Below are 19,581 nucleotides of genomic sequence, written 5' to 3'. Positions count from 1 at the left end.
ACTATTAACATCCAGTATCAACAATAGTGTATTCAGGAACTTTAGTTGCAGTAGCTTCCACATAGGTTAGCTTACAGTCAGATACTGGTGCCCCAATTTGAGTGATAACTAATTGGCCTGTTGAAGCATCAACTTTCCAATCATTTGTATCTGTAGTACCAAAATCAGCATCGATTGCATTGTTAAATTCAGTTTCGGTGGCTTGAAGATAACCGAAGTTTGTAACTGCTGGATATTCAGCACCAATATCAACGCCATCAGTAGGCTTTGTTGGGTCCGCATTAGTCCAAGAACCTTTAGCTTTTTTCTCATCGCCACCAACAGCAGATTTAGCAAAAACTAAACCGTTTGCGCCTTGAATAGCACCTTTAACACCTTGTAATGCAGATGCACGAGCATCACTTTGTAGGTTGATAAACTTAGGAGCTGCAGTAACAGCAAGAATACCCAAAATAATAATCACAACCACTAATTCAATTAGGGTAAAACCATTTTGCTTTTGCATAGAAATTTCCTCGATCACATATAGAATTCAGCGGCAACTTACAACTTTGTTGTTAGCTAAACGCTATCAATTAATTTAATAAATTTTTTAACCAAACATTTAAACTAAACTTTTCAATAAAGCTTATTCAATAAAGCTCGCTACTTGGCCTGAGCCTGGGTTGTATGTCACCCCTTTACCAGCAAGATTATTCAAATCATTTAAGGTTTCTGTAGGGAAACCTGTTTGGGCGTCTAACTTAAGTGATGACGCCAAGTAATATAGACAAACATCTAGACCACCTACTTGCACACCATCAATAGTGTTAGAGCTACCACCTGCACCATCGGCAAGGCTTACAACATATCTCGCTTTACGCGCATCGACACCAGGAAGCACACTTCTTGGCGGATTTTGTAAAACAAGATCAAATACTTCCTGACAAGAGTCTTGGGTCATCGAAGTTGCATCAGTATTAGTTGCACCAGTTGGGTAACCAAAACGGGTATCTAAGCTGACTGTTGTACCATCAAGTAAAACGGTATCGTTACGACGACCATCAACTTCCCATTGTGAGCGAACAAAACTCACAGCAGTGCTTAGGCCACCAGCCACACCGTCAACACTGGCGTCTTCAGCATCATCTGTTACGTTCAAAAAACGTGGAATAGCAGTCGCAGCTAATAAGCCTAAAATAACGATTACGATGACTAATTCGATAAGGGAGAAGCCCTTTTGATACTGTTGTTTCATTTTACCCCCAGTGTTGTATGTGGCTATTCTATCAGTTTGTTAAAATTAGAAAACAGATAATTTCACTCTTTAGCTTATCTCAGTTCGTCGCTGTCAAAAAAATGACCCGGCCAGAGCTGTTCTGATAGCTAATACTTTCGCCCGACTCGTCAATATATCGGCAAATTTCTGTATCAGAGTTGAATCGCGTTTCAATTTGTTGCATATAACCTTGGCCCAACAATTCAGTCAATAACTGCCGACAGCCAGCAACACTTGTCTCATTCAATATAGGCCAACCGCCTGCAGACATTCGGACTTGACCAGTTGATGCAACACTATGGATATCGTCTGAATACCAATCTAATTGCAAAATATCTGGCTTACTGCGCATCAACCATTGTGAGCGAACTACACCTAGTACATTTAATAAACGGCTATGCTCAACTTGAATGCTTGGCTGCGCCGTTTGATTAATTTTACCGAAATAATGAAAACTGATATAAGCCATTACAAGTAATAGAATAATCAACGCAATCAACTTGCCATATATACCGAGTAACTCTGACTCGGCCTTTTGTTGACTAAGCAATCTCACTTACCTGCCGTATCAATAGTCTCAGCAAGCATTAGCTACCGCCTTTGACCACATTGAGCATGTCCCACATAGGTAGATAGATACCTAGCGCTAAAACCAACACGATACAGGCGACAAAACCGATTAAAATGGGCTCTAACTTAGCTGTAAGGTTTTTAAGATCATAATCGACCTCCCCCTCATAAAAGTCAGCAGCGTCATTTAACAGCTGGTCTATTTGACCCGTTTCTTCACCTACTGCCACCATTTGTAATACCAGAGGCGTAAACAACTTACTGTTATTCGATACTCTTAGCATTGATTCGCCAGCCTCGATACCGCGGCGCATACCAACAATACTGTCATGCATATAGGCGTTATCAACTGCATCAGCTACGAGGCTTAATGCTTGTGTCATGGGGACACCAGCGCTGAGCATCATTGAAAAACTGCGGCAATAGCGCGATAGCGTTGAACGCTCGATAATACTGCCAACAGCTGGGATATTTAACTTCCATTTATCCCACTGTTTTTCACCTTTTTCAGTACTGTGCCAATAGCGAATACCCACGAAGCTCGCGACTAATACTACAATCATCGCAGGCCAATAATTTACAAAGACATTTGATGTATTAATCAAAAGCTTAGTCGCCCATGGTAGATCTGCACCAAATCTTGAAAACATTTCTGCAAATTTAGGGATCACCATGATGTTAAGGATCACCATGGCGATAGCAATCGCGATCAATACAAATATTGGGTAACGCATTGCAGCTTTAATACGACGTCGTGTTTCCTGCTCGCGCTCTATGTATCCAGATAACTGAATAAAGGCATCTTCAAGCTTACCCGTGTTCTCACCAACGTGAACCATAGAAACAAACAAGGCATCAAACACATCCGGATGTTGGTTCATCGCTGATGACAAAGGGCGACCGGAAGTTAACTGCTCTGAAATATCATCTAACGCTTCTTTCATGCGCTGTGAATGAGTTGTCTCAGAAAGCCCTGCGATCGCTCTTAATATTGGGATCCCAGAGCGTGTCAGTGAATACATTTGCCTAGTGAAGATCTGCAACTCATCTAAAGCTACTTTGCCTTTAAAAAGTGTCTTTAAACTAAATTCTTTAACCTCTTTTGCCAGCGTCAGCTCTAACGGGATCACGCCTCGAGACATCAATTGATCCGCAGCAGCACTCTCGGAGCTCGCATCAAGTACCCCTTTTATCTGTTCACCCTGAGCACTACGCCCACGATACTGATAAGCTGGCATGGTTAAGCCTCACTCTCTAAAGTAATCTCACTGACATCTTCAACTAATTTTGCTACTTCTTCGATAGTCGTCATGCCCTGCGCCATATACTTGAGTGCAGATTCTGCTAATGGCGTAAAATTAGGGCTTTGATAAGCTGCGCGAGTAAAGTCCTGTGGATTCCCCGTTCGCATTGCTTCAATCATTGGTTCATCGAGCTCTAAGATTTCAAAAACACCAATACGGCCACGATAACCACTGCCATTACAGCTTTGGCAACCACTGCCAACTCTAAATCTAGCGTTGGAATAATCAAGTTGACTTACGTTCGACAACCAAGCTTTGTCTTGCGCACTAAGGTGATAATCCGTAGCGCAGTTTTGACAAACTCGACGCACGAGTCGCTGAGCAATAATCACTCTTAACGCACTAGCAACCAGGTAGCTCGCTGCGCCCATATCTAATAAACGTAGCGCACTGGTTACGGCATCATTGGTGTGCAACGTCGATAATACAAAGTGACCGGTTAATGCACCACGAAGACCAATTTCAACAGTTTCTTGGTCACGCATCTCACCGACCATGATAATGTCGGGATCTTGTCGTAACGTAGTACGAAGAACATGAGAAAAGTCTAAACCGATCTTATGGTTAACTTGAACTTGGTTAATACGAGGTAACTGGTATTCGACAGGATCTTCTACCGTAATGATCTTACGATCTGCAGTATTAAGCTCGCTCAACACACCGTAAAGAGTGGTCGTTTTACCACTACCTGTAGGACCTGTAACCAATAGCATACCGTGAGGGCGTTTGATCTGACGTCGGATCCGCGCCAACATATCTGCAGGCATACCGGTTTCGTTAAGCGTTAATAGACCTGCAGATTGATCGAGCAAACGCATGACCACTGACTCACCGTGATAAATCGGCATCGTTGACATACGAACGTCGATCTTGTGACCTTTGATTTCCATATGGAAACGGCCATCTTGCGGTAAGCGCTTCTCTGATATATCTAGGCCTGCCATCAACTTAAGGCGCAATACTAGCGCCGCAGCAATACTCACCTCAGGTAATATATTTTCATGCAGCTGGCCATCGATACGCTGACGAATACGTAGTGACTTTTCCCCAGGCTCAATATGAATATCCGACGCACGCATTTGCACTGCGTCTTCAAAAATCGACTGTAGCAGGCGTACAACTGTTGTTTCGTTATCGCTATCGCCGCCAGTCAGGCTACCTAGGTCAAATATCTCATCAGCAGCATATTCCTCTTCAAGCTTACCTGCGATCTGTGCGATCTCGTCGGTACGGCGATAAAGGTTATCAAAAGCATCCAATAACTGATCTTCGGTCACTACAGCGATCGAAATCGTCTTTGGCGCTAACTGCATTTCGATGTTATCCATCGCCTGCAGATCGGCTGGATCACTCATAGCAACAAGAACGCTGTCACCATTGTCTTCAACAACTAGGGCTCGATAACGCCTAGCTTGAACTTCAGGCAGCAAACCTACCACTTTGGCGTCGATGGCTCGCTTACTAATATTAAGAAACGGAATATTCAGCTGCTGTGATAAAAACTGCAGTAATTGCTGCTCAGTAATACAAGATAAGTCGATTAAGGTGCGTCCCAGCTTTTTACCGCTGTTACGCTGCTCACTTAATGCCTGCTGCAGTTGCTCTTCAGTAATGATGTGCTCTTGTACTAGCAGATCACCTAATCGCATTTTTAACTTGGGTTTCACTAATAAGCTCCTAACTGCAGCAAACGATTATCGACGTATACTTTTGCCTGTGCGGATAAATTGTCTTGTAACAATGCTTGATGATAAGCAAGCTTTGCATCGCCATATTTTTGCTGTGCATCCAAGGCGTAACCTAACCCCATCCACCAACGGCCTTGGTTTGGTTCTTGTTGCGCTAGTTGGCGAAAGCTCTTTTCTGCCACAGGGTAGTCTTTTTGCTTTTGCGCTAAATCACTTTGTTGATGCCACTTTTTAATAGCAAAATCACTCGTATCGGGTATCGCATCTAAACTAAGTAAAGCTTGGTCATTTTGGCCGCTTGCTTGTAAAACACGTGCTAACAATAGCGAAAATTCATATTGCTGTGGAAACAATAATCGACCTTGTTCCAATAAATCTGCCGCTTTGGCTAACTTGTTCTGTCCGTAATATAAAGCAGCGGCCTGCCTTCTGGCTTTATGCTGTGCAGGATAATACGCTAGCGCCGCTTCATAGTAGTTCAAGGCTTCGCTATGCAATCCTTGTTGCTGTGCATCCATAGCCATTTGCATCTGCTTTTGCGCTAGCTGTTCTGGTGATAGCTTTACTTCTGTAACAGCCATATTGCTACTGCTATGCAATTCATTACTACGCTTAGTCGTATGAGAAATATTCAGCGTAGACTCTGACTCACGGCGGCTAATACTAGGCGCTTTATCTGCCAGCTCAGCCACTAGAGTGCGTTCTGCTTTTGGTGCCTGATTAGTTACAACAACCGGTTTCTGCGGCACTGATTCAGGTTTTGTATCAAGTTGCTCAATTGCAGTACTATCTATATCTACATCAGCTGTATTTACTGACTCTGTCGCTAGTGAGTTACTCGTCGCTATTAACTGAGGTTCTACAGTAACTTCAGCTGCTCTTTCAGCAGTATTTGAACTCTTTATGGGCTTATCTTCTGCCGCTACACTTGCTTGATTTTCTGCGCCTGCAGGTTTTGATTGCACATCAACTTTGGTAACAGGCTGCGGACCAACTGGTGATTCAGATACAATATTGCTTGCGACTAAAGCGCCTGCCGCATCTTTAGATTGCGTTAGATTTGATACAAAAAAGACCGCAACTCCACCGAATATTAATGACAGTGAACACGCTAGAAACAGAGACTTTTTAGAGAAGGTTTTAACCGACGCAGCCATTTGTGGTGCAGCCATACTTTCAATACCATGTGGCTGCTGGCGTTTGTCTAAATCTTTGAGCATTTTATTGATGACACTCATGCAACGCCTCCTTTAAACCAATAAAGCCCACTAAAAAAGACTGCAATAACTGCTGCAGCGACGAGCCATTTAACGGTGTCGTATTGATGCCTTCGCGCATCACTGGTGTCAGCAATCGAAGCAGCTATATGATGTTTTTCAACTTGCTGGGCGCCTTCACCAAAACTAACCATTAAGGCTTTATGAGACAACACATTAATCAATCTAGGAATACCTCTTGCCGCTTTAGCGATGCGTTTAGCATTTGCCTCGCTAAATAGCCGGCCACTCTCACTGCCTGCAACACTGAGTCTATGTTGGATATATGCAGCAGACTCATTCTCGGTAAGTGCCCGTAAGCAGTAGCTAAAAGTAATCCTTTGCCTTAGTTGTCTAAATTTATTTTGCGCCAAACGCTCATCTAACTCTGGCTGAGCAAATAGTACAACTTGCAATAACTTGCGGCTTTCAGTCTCTAAGTTAGTAAATAAACGCAGTGCTTCCAAACTTTCATCGGGCAGAGCCTGCGCTTCATCGAGGACTAAAATAATAGAGTGCCCATGAGCACTAAGCGCTAGTAGTTGTTGCTGTATTAAGCTGGTTAACTGCTGTTGGTCAATCTTACTTGAATGCTTTAACCCAAGCTCCAATGCAACAGCCCAACGCAATTCATCTGGCGTTAAGTATGGGTTAGGCAAGTAAGCACAATGGAAGCGTTGTGGTAATTCGTTCATTAGTTTGCGGCAAATGAGCGTTTTCCCTGTTCCAACCTCTCCTGTTACCTTGATAAAACCTTCACCTGTTTGCAGCGCAGTTTGCAGTACTTGTAAGGCCTCGACATGTGGTGCAAGTCCAAAGAAAAAACCCGTATTCGGCGTAAGAGAAAACGGGGTTTCTGTTAACCCAAAATGCTGCAGATACAAGCTTATTGCTCCTCAGGGTACCAACGTTCAAGCAGCTCTTGAGAGCGTTTTAATTCGCTTTCCCAAGTGTTTGCACCAACAACGACTGGCTTCAGCAAAATAACTAGTTCAGTTTTCACAGTTGAATTTGCACGGTTGGTAAAAGCTTCACCTAGATAAGGGATATCACCAAGTAACGGCACTTTTGACACTAGCTCAATGTTTTCACTCTTCATCAAGCCACCAATCACAACCACATCACCGCTAGCCGCTTTAATGACAGTATCAGATTCACGGATCTCGCTTTGAGCTAGAGGCAGCTCAAGGGTGCTATCAGAGATCTTAATCGTCTTGGTCTGCTCTTTAATATTGATAACTGACGGGTGGATATGCAGTAAAACATCCCCTTTCTCATCAATCTGTGGCGTTACATCCAAGGCAATACCCGAGAAGAAAGGCGTTAACTCAACTTCAGGAGTCGTTACCGGCGTATTACCAGCAACCGTTGTTGAAGATACATCGGTAACAAAGTATTCATCGGTACCCACTTTAATCACAGCTTTTTGGTTATTAGAAGCCGTTACACGTGGGCTAGATAACACATCGACATCACCTTGGGTGTCGAGCAAACTAATCATGGTACTAAAATCAGAACCCGCTAACTTAATCGAAGTCACACCACCTAACACGCTAGTAATGTTATCGCTTAAGCCTGCTGACGGACTAGTACCAAACGAGATATCGGTACTCCCCGCGTGGCCCAGTACACTTTCCCAATGGATCCCTTGCTGATAACCATCAGACAAGGTTACTTCAAGCACTTTTGCTTCTAAAATAACTTGACGCTGCAAATGAGTTTCGGCGGTCTTAATAAAATTACGAACTTGGCGAATTTCATTCGGGTATGCGCGAATTGTCACTAAACCTGCTTGCGGAGTCACAACAACTTGGCGTCCACCACCTGTATCACCAACAATTGATACTAAGGTTTCTTTTAGCTCGCCCCAAAAGTCAGACTTGGTTTTCGAGCGAATAAAGGTACCGTTAGTTTGCTCATTGCTATCACCGTTACTCGAACTCGAGTCGCTGCTAGATGAGTTGTTAGAGCTACTATTATTATTGTTACTGCTACTATTTGAATTGGAATCGTTGTTGTCAGAAATTCGGCCTGAATTAACCGAAGTTAACGATAAACCTTGGCGTTCCATATATAGATAATTTAGCGAGAAAGTTTCAGTACGCATGCCCGCGGGGAAAATCCTTAAAATTCTGCCTTCACGACTGACTTCATACCCGTAAATATCTTCTACAACCTGCAATGCTTCTTTCAAGGTTACGCTTTTTAGTGATAATGAGATTTTACCGGTCACATCTGGGTGTACCGCAACACTTAAAGGCGTGCCTTGAGCTAGACTTGGGAAAAATACTTTTGCGTCAACATCATTTGCCGATACGTCAAAGCGGCGCTCTGTTGGACGTGCTGGAGTGTAGCCTGCTAACAGGTTATCTGATGACAATTCACGTTGCACTTCATCAGGCATCACTGCTGGCGGCGGAGTCGCTGAGGCTGTTTCTTTCGCTGAAAGCGATTGTGCCAAGGCTTGCTTTGACTCTACCGGATCTGGGCGGTCAACGGTTTGACAAGCCACCAACATCAATGACAGTAAAGGGGTGATATAGGTAATTGAGCGCATTTTAATTATTGTCCCTTAAAATCTGTAATGGCTTGAAACATCGTCAATTTACGGCCGTCAGCTAACGACACAGTGTCTTCATCTATCTTGACGATTTTGACACCTTTGACTCTTTCACCAACGGTGAAAATTTGATTATTTATCACAGCAAAAGCTGTAGTGTCTTTCTTGACAACACTGTTTAGCACTAATGAGTTATCGACTGAATTTGTATCAACATCAGCTTTAGCCGACCAGTTACCGGGCAAAGTTGGATCTCGCAACGTCGCAGCATTAAGGTTAAAACCTAAAGTACTCGCGAGGAAAGCAATCAATAGCGCACTAATCTTGTTTGGCAACACTGATAAAGTCCTTATTAATACTCAAGGTATAAAGTTCTAAAGAAACCGCCGCTTTAGGATAACTATCAACCCGATAATCCATACTGCGCCAATAAAGCTTGTTCGGCATATTTTCTACCGCCTCAACAAATCTCAACACAGCAAAATAGTCACCAACAAACTCAAAACGAATACCATGGCTATAAAGATTCATCTTTTTCTCTTCTCCTACCTCTAACAGTGGAGTCGGAGCTATAGATTTAAAAGACTTGAGCTCAATGCCTTTAATTTTTGATAGCAAACCAGCCAATAGCGTTGGCATGTGATCCGCCGGTACCATATCTACCATTTGGAAAGATAACTGCTTATCGATTTCAGCATTTTGATGATTAATATTAGCTAGCCGCTCCCTGTATTCAGTATCAGGATCCTGTTTCAGGCTTTGCTCATACAAATCTATTTGCTGTACCGAAATTTTATTTTCACTTTCAATACTTTGGTTTTGCTGGGTAAATTTATTGTGTTCTTTTAACGCAGACTCTAACGGTAGATAAAACAACAGTCCTGCAATAACCAGTACAACAAATGCAACCAATACACGTTCGCGTTGGCTTAAGTCGTCAAATTTTTCAGCTAATTGGGCCCATTTTTGCTTCATTTAGCTTGCCCCTCATCGCTGCTATTGGCATCGCTGGTTAACTTAAATCCTAACGGTTGACCTTCACCTAAACTCATTGTCATAGAGGCAAACGCATGGCCTTTAAGTGTTGTCGTCGTTTTAAGTCTTTCCACCCAAAGTGGCACACTTTCAGGAGAAGCCGTAAAGCCCTCAAAGATGTAGCGGTTTTCATTAACTTGTATTCGGTTTAGCCAAATTTGACTATTGGCTACACTCGCTAAATCAGTCATTAACGGTGAGTAGCCATAGCTTGTAAGCACTTCTTGCTGGCTCAATTTGCCAAAAAGTTGCTGCTTTAGCTCCAATTGCTGCGCTTTTAATTCAACTTCGGCAACTAGAGTTTTATTAGGGCCACGTGCCGCCAAAGCCGCCTCTAGATTTTGCTTTTGTAAATCAAGGCGCTGCTTTTCAGCCATTAATTGTTTTTTGTCTGACTCTAGACTGCTGTTTAGGGCAAATACAAGCATGGTCGCCAGCAATAAACCCACCACTAGAGCTGCAGAAGCCTTAGTGAGTCTAGAAAATGATAAACGTAGCTCTGGCGGAAATAGCGTCTCTGAATAGAGATTAACTCTTAATTTCATTACACATCACCTCGCGCGATTTCAGCTAGCGCCAGTTGAGCAAAAGCAACCTCAACAGATGACCCATTGTAAGCCGTAACTTTTTGATTGAAGTTCGCACTAATCAGATTAGCTAGTTGAGTTCGCTCACCATCCATTACAAGCTCAATGGAAGAAACCGGGGCTTCACGTAATTGGCTCTCAAAGTAATCCATTGAACGCTGCAGCTCTAAACTTAAGTTGTCGGCAACCCCATAAGCTAAATCTTCAGCTGATACTTTATCAATTTGCAAGAAACCACGAACTCGACGCTGCATAAATACTTCACCGCTTCTAACTACGGTTAACAGTAATTCTTGGCCTTCACGATGACTTAGTACTAATCGCGCTTGATTATCATCAAATAAATTACTCATTGCCATCTCTTCAATAGAGACACCTTGCGTCACAAAACCTGCGGTTTTCGCCGCGAGTAATATTGCCAGTAAAACAGGCTTCTCGGTGACAACTACATTCACTTTATTAGTGGTTTGTTTTGATGATTCGAAATAATCTAAATGGATATCAGTAACAGGCTGGGTGACAATATCTTTGACAGACCAAAGCAAAGCGGCGTTAAGTTCTTCGTCTTGGACATTAGGCTTGTCGACTAATAGCAATTGGTAGAAATCAGCTGCTAACACTAGCTGAAGCTTGGCAACACCGAACTCTTTTAAAACCTGAGAGAAAGCATTCTCCCAGTCATGGGGATTAAAAGAGAACGTCATAGATTTAGCCGCAACCTCACCGGTAGCCGCTTGAAAGACAGATATTTTTTCTGCGCAAATATAAACACCTAAGTTTTGCGTCGGTGCAGCTTTACGCCAAAACTGAAGTTTACCGAGTAGGCTCTCTTCCATTAATCCATGCCTTAAAATTTATCAAAAACTAATCTAATTACCCACGTTCCCCTAGGGTGAACCGGTTAAGTTATCTATAAAACACTAAGAGTTCTTATCTAAATAGCGCAACACTCGTATTATGCCACTAGTGTAGCGAGTTATCCCTGATTATTATAGATAAAATGCCAATTTACAGATCCTAATTAACAAACTCACTCAAATATGAAACAGACTATACCTCTTCTATAGGCTCACTAAAGAAGCTTCCTTGACCTGCACTTACCCCTAAAATCTGCAATGTTTGCCACTCTTGTAGCAGTTCAACACCTTCAGCACATACCTGTACATCAGTCCTAAACAAGCCGGCTATCAAGCTGCGAACAAATAATTGGTTCTCTGTGCGTAGATGGATCTGATTCACAATCGAACGATGCAACTTTATCAGTGAGATTGGGTAGTGATGCATATATTCAGTACTAACTACCTGCTGCCCGACCCGATCAACACAGATTTTTGCGCCCATTTTGGTCAGCATATCAAGCGGTTCTTTCAGTTCCTGCTGATGATTCACTAAAATATCTTCGTTAACCTCAAAGATTAGTCTCGGCGCTAAATGACGATATTCTAACAATGTGGTTTTCAACCAGCGAACAAATGCACGACTGGTTAAGGTATCCAAGCTCAAATTAATGCTGAACTTTAGGCTATTATCTTTATGCTTAGGCAGTACATCGAACATTACCATTTCAACAACTTGACGCTCTATCTGCGGCGTTAATCCGCACTTTATCGCCATAGGTAAAAATAGAGTCGCACGTACTAAGTTTCCATGAGTATCACGCAGACGACTGGTCACTTCTTGATGATGCGCATTAAAGTCACTGTCGACAACCGGTTGAGAAAATAAAAACACTCGCTTGCTGACCAATACGTTTTCGATAAAACTGCGCCATCGCACCGAACCTTTTGACAAATCACCATCGACTGCCCCTTTGTCATACATAAACCAGCTGCTATCTCCCTGAAATTGCGCCGAACGCAGCGCTAATTCAGCCTCCTCGACCAAAGCGTCTTTGTCATCCCCCACTTTAAAGTAAGCGCCACCTAAATGTAGAAAGTCCTCAGGTAAAGTCACCAAAGAATTAAGCTGGCTTAAACTAAGACGTAATAACTTAGCCGCTAATTGATCTGCTTCAACTTGGGATATTTGCGGTACTACCACCGCAAATTGATTGTATGAGCGACGTGAAAAAATGCTGTTAGCTTTATCTGCTAAGATTTGATTAACGACACCAATCAGCTGTAACAAGAGTTCATCAACTTCGTGCTCTGCGAGTTCTTTAGCCAATAAGTCAAAATCTTCCATTTCAAACAGATATAACACCCCAGGGGTAATCATGCCTGAACTGCTGCTCAACGCATCGAGACGGTTCTTTAAAAATAGGCTATTACCGATCCCAGTTTCTGCATCAAGAAACGTGTTAGAGCGAATAAACTGATCAAAGCGCGCTCGCTCTTTATGAGCATCATCTAACTCTAATAGTAAATGTGTTAATGCCCGGTTGATCAAGCGCGGCTTGCCTTGACCTTTTTCCGCCAGCGCTTTGTCATGTTGACCAGATAAGATCAAACTCGAACGTTGAGCTAAATGTTCAATGCCATTTAACTCTGCAGAAAACCAGCGAAAGCCAAAACGGACAAACAAACAAACGGCTAAGCAACCAATAAAAATAACCAATATGCCATACCAGCCAATATCACTTTTATTAAATGGCTGTGGCAAGGTTAGGCTCATCACCAATTGGCCGTTTGCCAATTCGCTTTTGTAATTCACGCCACCTTTATGATGCTGCGCAGGCTTATATTCAAAGAGCAACTGGCCACCTTTAGACAACGTAAAGGCATGGGCCCTATATGAATTTAATAATGGTGGCAGCCATTCTTGGTACCCCCAACGTTCGGGACGGCTCGACTGCTGCTCTATTAAAGTTTCTAATTCAGTCACTTTTTGCTGTTGAAAGGTATACGTGAGCTGGACAAAGCTAACCATAGCGGTCAAAAAACAGATAAAGGCAACACCAGCAAGTGACATAAGCCAAAAGCTAGTAAGTTTTTTAGTTAGCATTCGAGTCAATTTCATTTGTCCGCTTCCCGCGAGATCTTATTAATATTCGGCTAGCACTGCTTAGTTTTTAGCGAAGTGCAGCTCAATAAAGCGATTTTCAATTAATATCATTTATACGTAATCAAAAAACTGTCGGCAACAAAAAAGGGGCCTTAGGCCCCTTTTTATGACTAAATAAGCCTTAAGACTCCATATAGCCTTCAGGTAATTCAGTTATTGTCGCTACGCCAGATTCAATTGCAGCTAATGCAACCGCTTTCGCCACTTTTGGCAGCAAACGAGAGTCAATTGGCTTTGGCAATACGTAGTTTGCACCAAACTCTAATGAATCGACATTTGGATACGCTGCTAATACTTCTGCTGGTACCGGCTCTTTTGCTAAAGCAGCAATTGCGTGTACAGCGGCAATCTTCATTGCATCATTAATTTGTGAAGCGCGAACATCTAGTGCGCCACGGAAAATAAACGGGAAGCAAAGTACGTTGTTAACTTGGTTCGGGTAGTCACTGCGTCCTGTACCCATAATCAGATCTTTGCGCACATCGTGAGCAAGCTCAGGCTTGATCTCTGGATCTGGATTTGAACATGCAAAAATAACAGGCTTATCAGCCATTAGTGCAACGTCTTCAGCCGCTAATACGTCTGGGCCTGAAAGACCTAGGAATACGTCTGCACCTTTAATGACATCTTGCAAAGTACGCTTGTCAGTATTGTTAGCGAAGAGTGCCTTGTATTCATTGATATCATCACGGCGAGTATGAATAACGCCTTTTCTGTCGAGCATGTAAACGTTTTCACGTTGCGCACCACAGTTAACAATCATTGTCATACATGCGATTGCCGCCGCACCAGCGCCCATACATACAAACACAGCATCTTCGATAGACTTGCCTTGAATTTCCAAGGCGTTAATCATACCGGCAGCAGTAACAATTGCAGTACCATGCTGGTCGTCATGGAATACAGGAACATTACAAAGTTCAATCAAAGCTTTTTCAATTTCAAAGCACTCAGGTGCTTTAATATCTTCAAGGTTAATACCACCAAATGTGTCGGCAATCGCTTCTACAGTGTTGATGAACTCTTCTGATGTTCTGTGCTTGACTTCGATATCTGTTGCATCAATGTTTGCAAAATGCTTGAAAAGTAAAGCTTTACCTTCCATGACAGGTTTAGAAGCCAGCGGGCCCAAGTTACCTAAGCCTAAGATGGCAGTACCGTTAGAGATCACCGCAACAGTGTTACCTTTACCTGTGTAACGATAAGCATTATCTGGATTAGCCGCAATTTCACGCACAGGCTCAGCAACACCTGGGCTGTATGCTAATGCTAGATCCATGCTAGTTTCAGCGGGTTTAGTTAGGCAAACAGCTGTTTTGCCTGGTACTGGGAATTCGTGGTAATCGAGGGCTTGTTGACGAAAATCTGCCATTTTTTCTAATCCTGAGTGCGACTAATAATATCCTAAGCGAAAGGTCTGCAACTAAAAGTTTACTTAATACCCAATACTGATCCTTTAAGTAGAATTCTAAATTGAGCAAAAAACAGTTAGCTGATAGCCGCTAAGATACTTGAATCTCAGATCATTTCAAATAAGTTCCTCTCATTTTTTAACTTTATCGCTATATATTATTCCTAAGGTAGATTTTCTAAGGTTATCTGCGATGGATGCGAGGCATTTAGCCGATATTTACTGTAAGAATAATACAATCTACCACGCACAATTACCGGACTTTCAAGTAACTTTAACGTCAGAATGTTACTAAAATTACCAATATCTTGCTGAGATATCATCAAAACCAAGTTATTATCGATATTAAGCTCAAAATTTTGACCTTTTCTTTCATAACCAGTGACCACTCCTCTGATCTCTAGCCATTGATTAATGTCATTTCGGCTCAGCTGCTCAGTTGCTAGCGGTTGATATGCTTTTAAGCTCCATAAGCCTATTTTATTATCTCGAGCATCCTGCTCAATAGTGCTCAAACATTGCCAAAAGTAATCATTTTTATAGACCCGAGCTTTAGCATAACCATTGGCTAGCATCAGTTCTTGTAGATGCTGTTGTTGCTCGGTATAAACGTAAGCTAAAGTACGGCCATAAGGGTCGAGGCGTCTTTTATCAAATACGAGTTGTAATAATTGACCAGGTTTTACTGTGGTAGCCAAAAACGCTTTAGCATTATTCGCATAAGGTTGGGAAAGATTGGGGAATTGAAAATCGATTTCGGGTGCATCTATACCAATAAGTCGAACTAAACGACCATCGGTTAAGGTAATCGTGTCGCCATCATTAATGTGCGCTAAGGTAACAGTTTCATCAAATTGAGTTGGCATACATTGACTAGCTTGTAATGAAAAAGCCTGCAAAGCAGTCAATAACATTAATACTTTTATTAACTTCATTTCCCGCCCCTTGCTTCGCCTCATACCGCTCAATGTCGATAGCCAATACTCACTATTCGCCCCTTGTGGCTAAACGAACATGTCGACACTAACACAATGAATAATAAATAAGAAATAACCAGTTTGCTTTATTTCAGGCAGCAAAAAGGCGCCATAAAGGCGCCTTTTTTAAATTCATTGCAAAAGTAATAATTACTTCTTGCCAAGTGCACCAAAGCGCTTGTTGAACTTGTCGATACGTCCGCCAGTATCCATAACTTTCTGGGTACCAGTGTAGAATGGGTGACATGCACCACATACGTCTAGGTGTAAATCTTTACCTACAGTAGAGTTAATCTTGATAACGTTACCACAAGTACAAGTTGCAGTGATTTCTGCATAATCAGGATGAATGCCTGGTTTCATTGGAATTACCTCAGTAAAAGGCCATGTCGCTCTTCCAACCCGAAGTCGGACACCACATGCTGTTAAAATAAAATTATTTAGGCGGCGAATACTACAGCATCTAAATGCTAGATTCAAGCAACAAAATACACCTTAGATTAATAATCCAAAACCTTGCTAAAAAGGCCGCCTCATCGCCTTTTGCGCAAACAGCTTTAGTCATTATTCCATGGCACTAAACTCTTGTTCTGCGGTCTTAGCATTCTGATGTTTTTCTAGAATATCCTTAGAAGGGCAGTTCAGTTTAGCATCAGCTTTAAGCCCATGAATACTTTGCTTGTTAAACGCATTAGGGTTACTTTCATAAATAGCTAACATTGCGCCATAGGCGCTAAGCCCCCACAACTTAGCCTGACGATTTGCAACTCTCCAAAGGCTTTCTTTACCATTAAAAGTAATCGAACAATTATCAGGAACCATCACCTGAGGTTTTTGGATGCTTGGCTCTTCACCAAAACCTAATGCTACAGCAAGTTTATTGTCAGCAAGTACAGCTTCAGATACTTGGGTACCTTGCTCGGACGCCTTTGAACGGTCGGCAGTGTAATAGCTATCCATAGCGGACTCTGGCAAACCTTGGTTAAATAAGTTAATGATCTTTACCTGATACCAGCGGCTGACTCGGTACTCTTTAATAATTAGTACCGCATTTTTATCTGTTACCTTACTCACCCCAGCAACTTGCACTTTAAAGCTATTTAGCGGATGAGTACTTAGACGCTCTTCCCCATCAGCTTGCCGAACTGAAAACTGGACCTTTTTTAAATTGTTATGAGATGAAACGATATTCAGCTTCAAATTTGGATTTTCGCCAAGCTCAAACAAACTTTGATTAATACTCACATGAGACACCTGCGCATAAGCTGGTGTCAGCATTAATAAGCCAATTAGCGTTAATATTGTTTTCTTCATCTCATATATCCCGATTTGCTCACTTCTAGATTATCGTTATTTTTGTGTACGGTTTTTTGATGTTTATTATTTGTCATTCAAAGCTATTTTTACTTGTTCAGCTTAATGGCTTGATTCAATTAAATCAGCTTTTATCAAGTAACCACATAACCAGATACTTACCTGCTGCCTATTCATCTTAGACCATTTATATAAAGACTATCGCTGCAGATTTTTATTAATGATTTCAAGTTATGAACCATTGTTGTCTTGCGAGCATACCGCAAAAATAAACCTTCAACATCTAAGGTTAAAGTGCTCACTTACTTACAACAACCTCTTGGCTTAGCAGCAATTAAATCAATTGTCGCTGGCTCTGACTAAATAGCCTCGGTACACTTAAAGACAGTATCCTTTCGAGCCTGTAACTCTATGCCTTTGTTTGTTGAAGTCGCCCTTCCCGTTCCAATGCGACAAAACTTTAGCTATCAAGTCCCTGAACACATCACTATTACGCCTCAAAAAGGCATGCGTGTTCAAGTGCCCTTTGGTCGCCAACAACTCATAGGCCTAATTACTGCTGTAACAGACAGCTGCTCGCTCACACCTAAACAAATAAAACCGATAGTGGCGATTTTAGATAATGAGCCATTGCTACCTGAATCACTGTATAAGCTGACCGCATGGGCCGCACGATATTACTTCTGCAGCTTGGGACAAATGTTGTCGCAAGCTATTCCGGTCGCGCTGCGTAAAGGCGCCGAAGTCAAAGCGTCTAGCGTTACTTATTGGACACTAACCGATGCGGGCAAAGAAGTAGATATTAATCAGTTAAACCGCGCACCAGCGCAGCGTAAATTGCTGCATAGTTTACGAGAGCGTGATCTAGAGCTGAGCGAAATAACCAGCTTAGAGTTAAGTAAAGCCGCCGTAAAAGCCTTAGATGATAAAGGTTGGATTGAAAAGAAGAACCGTACGCTCGATATCGACTTAAGCTGGCGTAGCGAGCTTGAGATGACCGAAGAGCCTCATAGACTCAACCCTGAACAAGCCATTGCTGTTGCAACACTCACCCAGCAAACAGGTTATCACTGCACTTTACTAGAAGGTGTAACGGGTTCGGGCAAGACCGAAGTCTATCTCGCTATGCTTGAAACAATACTCAAGCAAGGCAAGCAAGCTTTAGTATTGGTGCCTGAAATTGGCCTAACGCCGCAAACCATTAACCGTTTTCGTCGCAGGTTCAACGTTAAGGTGGCGGTGATCCATTCAGGACTAACCGACAATCAAAGATTAGACGCTTGGCGCCAAGCAAAATCTGGCGAAGCTGCGATTATTATCGGTACCCGCTCGGCATTGTTTACCCCGATGCTTTATCCCGGCGTTATCATCTTAGATGAAGAGCATGACTCAAGCTTTAAGCAACAAGAAGGTGTTGGCTATCATGCCCGTGATTTAGCCGTTATGCGTGGTCACTTAGAAGATATCCCCGTGCTTTTAGGTACCGCAACACCATCACTAGAAACCTTACAAAATGCACTAAATGGTCGTTACCAGCACCTACATTTAGGCAAGCGCGCCGGTGCGGCTGAAAAAGTGCGTCAGGGCATTGTCGATATTCGTAATCAGCCATTGCGCTCAGGTATGTCGCACGCATTATTAAACGAGATGCGTATTCATCTTGATGCCGGTAATCAGGTAATTTTGTTTTTGAACCGCCGCGGCTTTGCCCCTGCGCTTATTTGCCATGAGTGCGGTCATCTGCATGAATGTGACCGCTGCGATGCTTTTTTTACTGTGCATCAAGCTTTGGGCGAGATTCGCTGTCACCACTGTAGTAATCAATATGCCATTCCAAGACAATGCCACAGCTGCGGCAGTACCATGCTTGCCGGTCAAGGCGTCGGCACCGAGCAATTAGCCTCATTTTTAGAGAAAGAGTTTCCAAATCATCCGGTGGTGCGTATCGACAGAGATACCACTCGCAATAAAGGTTCACTTGAGGGGCACCTCAACGCCATTCACAAAGGCGAGTATAAGATTTTGGTCGGCACCCAAATGTTGGCTAAAGGACACCACTTTCCTGATGTGACGCTTGTCGGCCTGCTTGATGTTGATGGCGCACTATTTAGTGCAGACTTTAGAGCGCCTGAAAGGTTCGGCCAACTTTATACTCAAGTTTCAGGTCGCGCCGGCCGCGCCACAAAACCGGGCACAGTATTACTGCAAACTCATCAAAGCGATAACGCCATGCTGCGTGAGCTGATGCATAAAGGTTATGGTGAGTTTGCTCGTAATCAGCTATTTGAGCGCACTCAAGCGTTATTGCCACCAGCTTGGCACATGATATTAATCCGCGCCGAAGCGCACCAAGCTATTGATGCCGACAATCTATTAAATCAGATTGGTGCTTTGCTACCACAAGACGATGAGTGCGAAGTGATTGGCCCAATGCCAGCACCGCTTGATAGAAAGGCCGGTAAATATCGCCGTCAGTTATTATTTCAAACAAAAAACCGGAATCGATTACAGGCAGAGTTTGAACGTGCATTGCCGCAAATAGAGCAATTACCTCTGGCTAAAAAGTGTCGCTGGAGTATAGATAGAGACCCACAAGATTTGCTTTAAATCGACTTTAT

At 42.7% G+C, this 19,581-nt stretch carries 18 protein-coding genes; 1 reads left to right on the top strand and 17 read right to left on the bottom strand.

All coding sequences use genetic code 11. The features are described from left to right. Nucleotides 1-4: 4 nt before the first annotated feature. The 17 genes from L2747_RS10680 to L2747_RS10600 all read right to left on the bottom strand — a co-directional run bounded on the left by L2747_RS10680 (nucleotide 5) and on the right by L2747_RS10600 (nucleotide 16,963). Complete coding sequence (locus tag L2747_RS10680; protein ID WP_248999024.1) at nucleotides 5-505, bottom strand: type II secretion system protein; 501 nt, start codon at nucleotides 503-505, stop codon at nucleotides 5-7. A gap of 123 nt (nucleotides 506-628) precedes the next feature. Continuing rightward, nucleotides 629-1,237: a type II secretion system protein gene (locus L2747_RS10675; protein WP_248999023.1), complete on the bottom strand. Its 609-nt coding sequence runs from the start codon at nucleotides 1,235-1,237 to the stop codon at nucleotides 629-631. 79 nt (nucleotides 1,238-1,316) lie between these two features. Then, the gene (locus L2747_RS10670; protein WP_248999022.1) at nucleotides 1,317-1,814 is read right to left on the bottom strand and encodes a hypothetical protein; all 498 of its coding nucleotides are present in this window, start codon (nucleotides 1,812-1,814) and stop codon (nucleotides 1,317-1,319) included. Nucleotides 1,815-1,845: 31 nt separating this feature from the next. Beyond that, nucleotides 1,846-3,066, bottom strand: a complete 1,221-nt coding sequence (locus L2747_RS10665) for a type II secretion system F family protein (protein ID WP_248999021.1) — start codon at nucleotides 3,064-3,066, stop codon at nucleotides 1,846-1,848. Nucleotides 3,067-3,068: 2 nt separating this feature from the next. Beyond that, a complete protein-coding gene (locus L2747_RS10660) occupies nucleotides 3,069-4,799 on the bottom strand; it encodes a GspE/PulE family protein (RefSeq protein ID WP_248999020.1) in 1,731 nt (576 codons plus the stop codon). Then, nucleotides 4,799-6,058: a tetratricopeptide repeat protein gene (locus L2747_RS10655; protein ID WP_248999019.1), complete on the bottom strand. Its 1,260-nt coding sequence runs from the start codon at nucleotides 6,056-6,058 to the stop codon at nucleotides 4,799-4,801. Before L2747_RS10655 ends, L2747_RS10660 begins: the two co-directional genes overlap by 1 nt. Further along, nucleotides 6,055-6,960, bottom strand: a complete 906-nt coding sequence (locus L2747_RS10650; protein WP_248999018.1) for an ExeA family protein — start codon at nucleotides 6,958-6,960, stop codon at nucleotides 6,055-6,057. Before L2747_RS10650 ends, L2747_RS10655 begins: the two co-directional genes overlap by 4 nt. Before the next feature lie 2 nt (nucleotides 6,961-6,962). After that, on the bottom strand, nucleotides 6,963-8,633 hold the full coding sequence (gene mshL / locus L2747_RS10645) for a pilus (MSHA type) biogenesis protein MshL (protein WP_248999017.1): 1,671 nt from the start codon (nucleotides 8,631-8,633) through the stop codon (nucleotides 6,963-6,965). Nucleotides 8,634-8,638: 5 nt separating this feature from the next. Next, nucleotides 8,639-8,974, bottom strand: a complete 336-nt coding sequence (locus L2747_RS10640; protein WP_248999016.1) for an MSHA biogenesis protein MshK — start codon at nucleotides 8,972-8,974, stop codon at nucleotides 8,639-8,641. Beyond that, nucleotides 8,955-9,611 carry an MSHA biogenesis protein MshJ gene (locus L2747_RS10635; protein ID WP_248999015.1) on the bottom strand — a complete coding sequence of 219 codons (657 nt, stop codon included), beginning with the start codon at nucleotides 9,609-9,611 and terminating at the stop codon, nucleotides 8,955-8,957. The genes L2747_RS10640 and L2747_RS10635 overlap by 20 nt, the downstream gene beginning before the upstream one ends. Continuing rightward, on the bottom strand, nucleotides 9,608-10,216 hold the full coding sequence (locus tag L2747_RS10630; RefSeq protein WP_248999014.1) for a PilN domain-containing protein: 609 nt from the start codon (nucleotides 10,214-10,216) through the stop codon (nucleotides 9,608-9,610). Before L2747_RS10630 ends, L2747_RS10635 begins: the two co-directional genes overlap by 4 nt. Next, complete coding sequence (locus L2747_RS10625; RefSeq protein WP_248999013.1) at nucleotides 10,216-11,094, bottom strand: MSHA biogenesis protein MshI; 879 nt, start codon at nucleotides 11,092-11,094, stop codon at nucleotides 10,216-10,218. Before L2747_RS10625 ends, L2747_RS10630 begins: the two co-directional genes overlap by 1 nt. Before the next feature lie 214 nt (nucleotides 11,095-11,308). Next, entirely contained in the window at nucleotides 11,309-13,216 is a 1,908-nt protein-coding gene (gene csrD / locus L2747_RS10620) for an RNase E specificity factor CsrD (protein WP_248999012.1), read from the bottom strand. A 166-nt stretch (nucleotides 13,217-13,382) separates the two neighbouring features. After that, entirely contained in the window at nucleotides 13,383-14,633 is a 1,251-nt protein-coding gene (locus tag L2747_RS10615) for a malic enzyme-like NAD(P)-binding protein (protein ID WP_248999011.1), read from the bottom strand. A gap of 203 nt (nucleotides 14,634-14,836) precedes the next feature. Then, nucleotides 14,837-15,607 (bottom strand): thermonuclease family protein, encoded by a 771-nt coding sequence (locus L2747_RS10610; RefSeq protein ID WP_248999010.1) that lies wholly within the window; start codon nucleotides 15,605-15,607, stop codon nucleotides 14,837-14,839. Nucleotides 15,608-15,799: 192 nt separating this feature from the next. After that, entirely contained in the window at nucleotides 15,800-16,012 is a 213-nt protein-coding gene (gene rpmE / locus L2747_RS10605; RefSeq protein WP_220762057.1) for a 50S ribosomal protein L31, read from the bottom strand. A gap of 201 nt (nucleotides 16,013-16,213) precedes the next feature. Further along, complete coding sequence (locus tag L2747_RS10600) at nucleotides 16,214-16,963, bottom strand: FimV/HubP family polar landmark protein (protein WP_248999009.1); 750 nt, start codon at nucleotides 16,961-16,963, stop codon at nucleotides 16,214-16,216. Between the two features lie 411 nt (nucleotides 16,964-17,374). Here L2747_RS10600 and priA point away from each other — a divergent pair, with 411 nt between their 5' ends. Beyond that, nucleotides 17,375-19,570, top strand: a complete 2,196-nt coding sequence (priA, locus tag L2747_RS10595; protein ID WP_248999008.1) for a primosomal protein N' — start codon at nucleotides 17,375-17,377, stop codon at nucleotides 19,568-19,570. Nucleotides 19,571-19,581: the final 11 nt, after the last annotated feature.

This window comes from Shewanella marinintestina (assembly GCF_023283845.1).
Taxonomy (GTDB): domain Bacteria; phylum Pseudomonadota; class Gammaproteobacteria; order Enterobacterales; family Shewanellaceae; genus Shewanella; species Shewanella marinintestina.
Note: the sequence above shows the minus strand (reverse complement) of the source record. Positions and strands in the feature narration are given on the sequence as shown.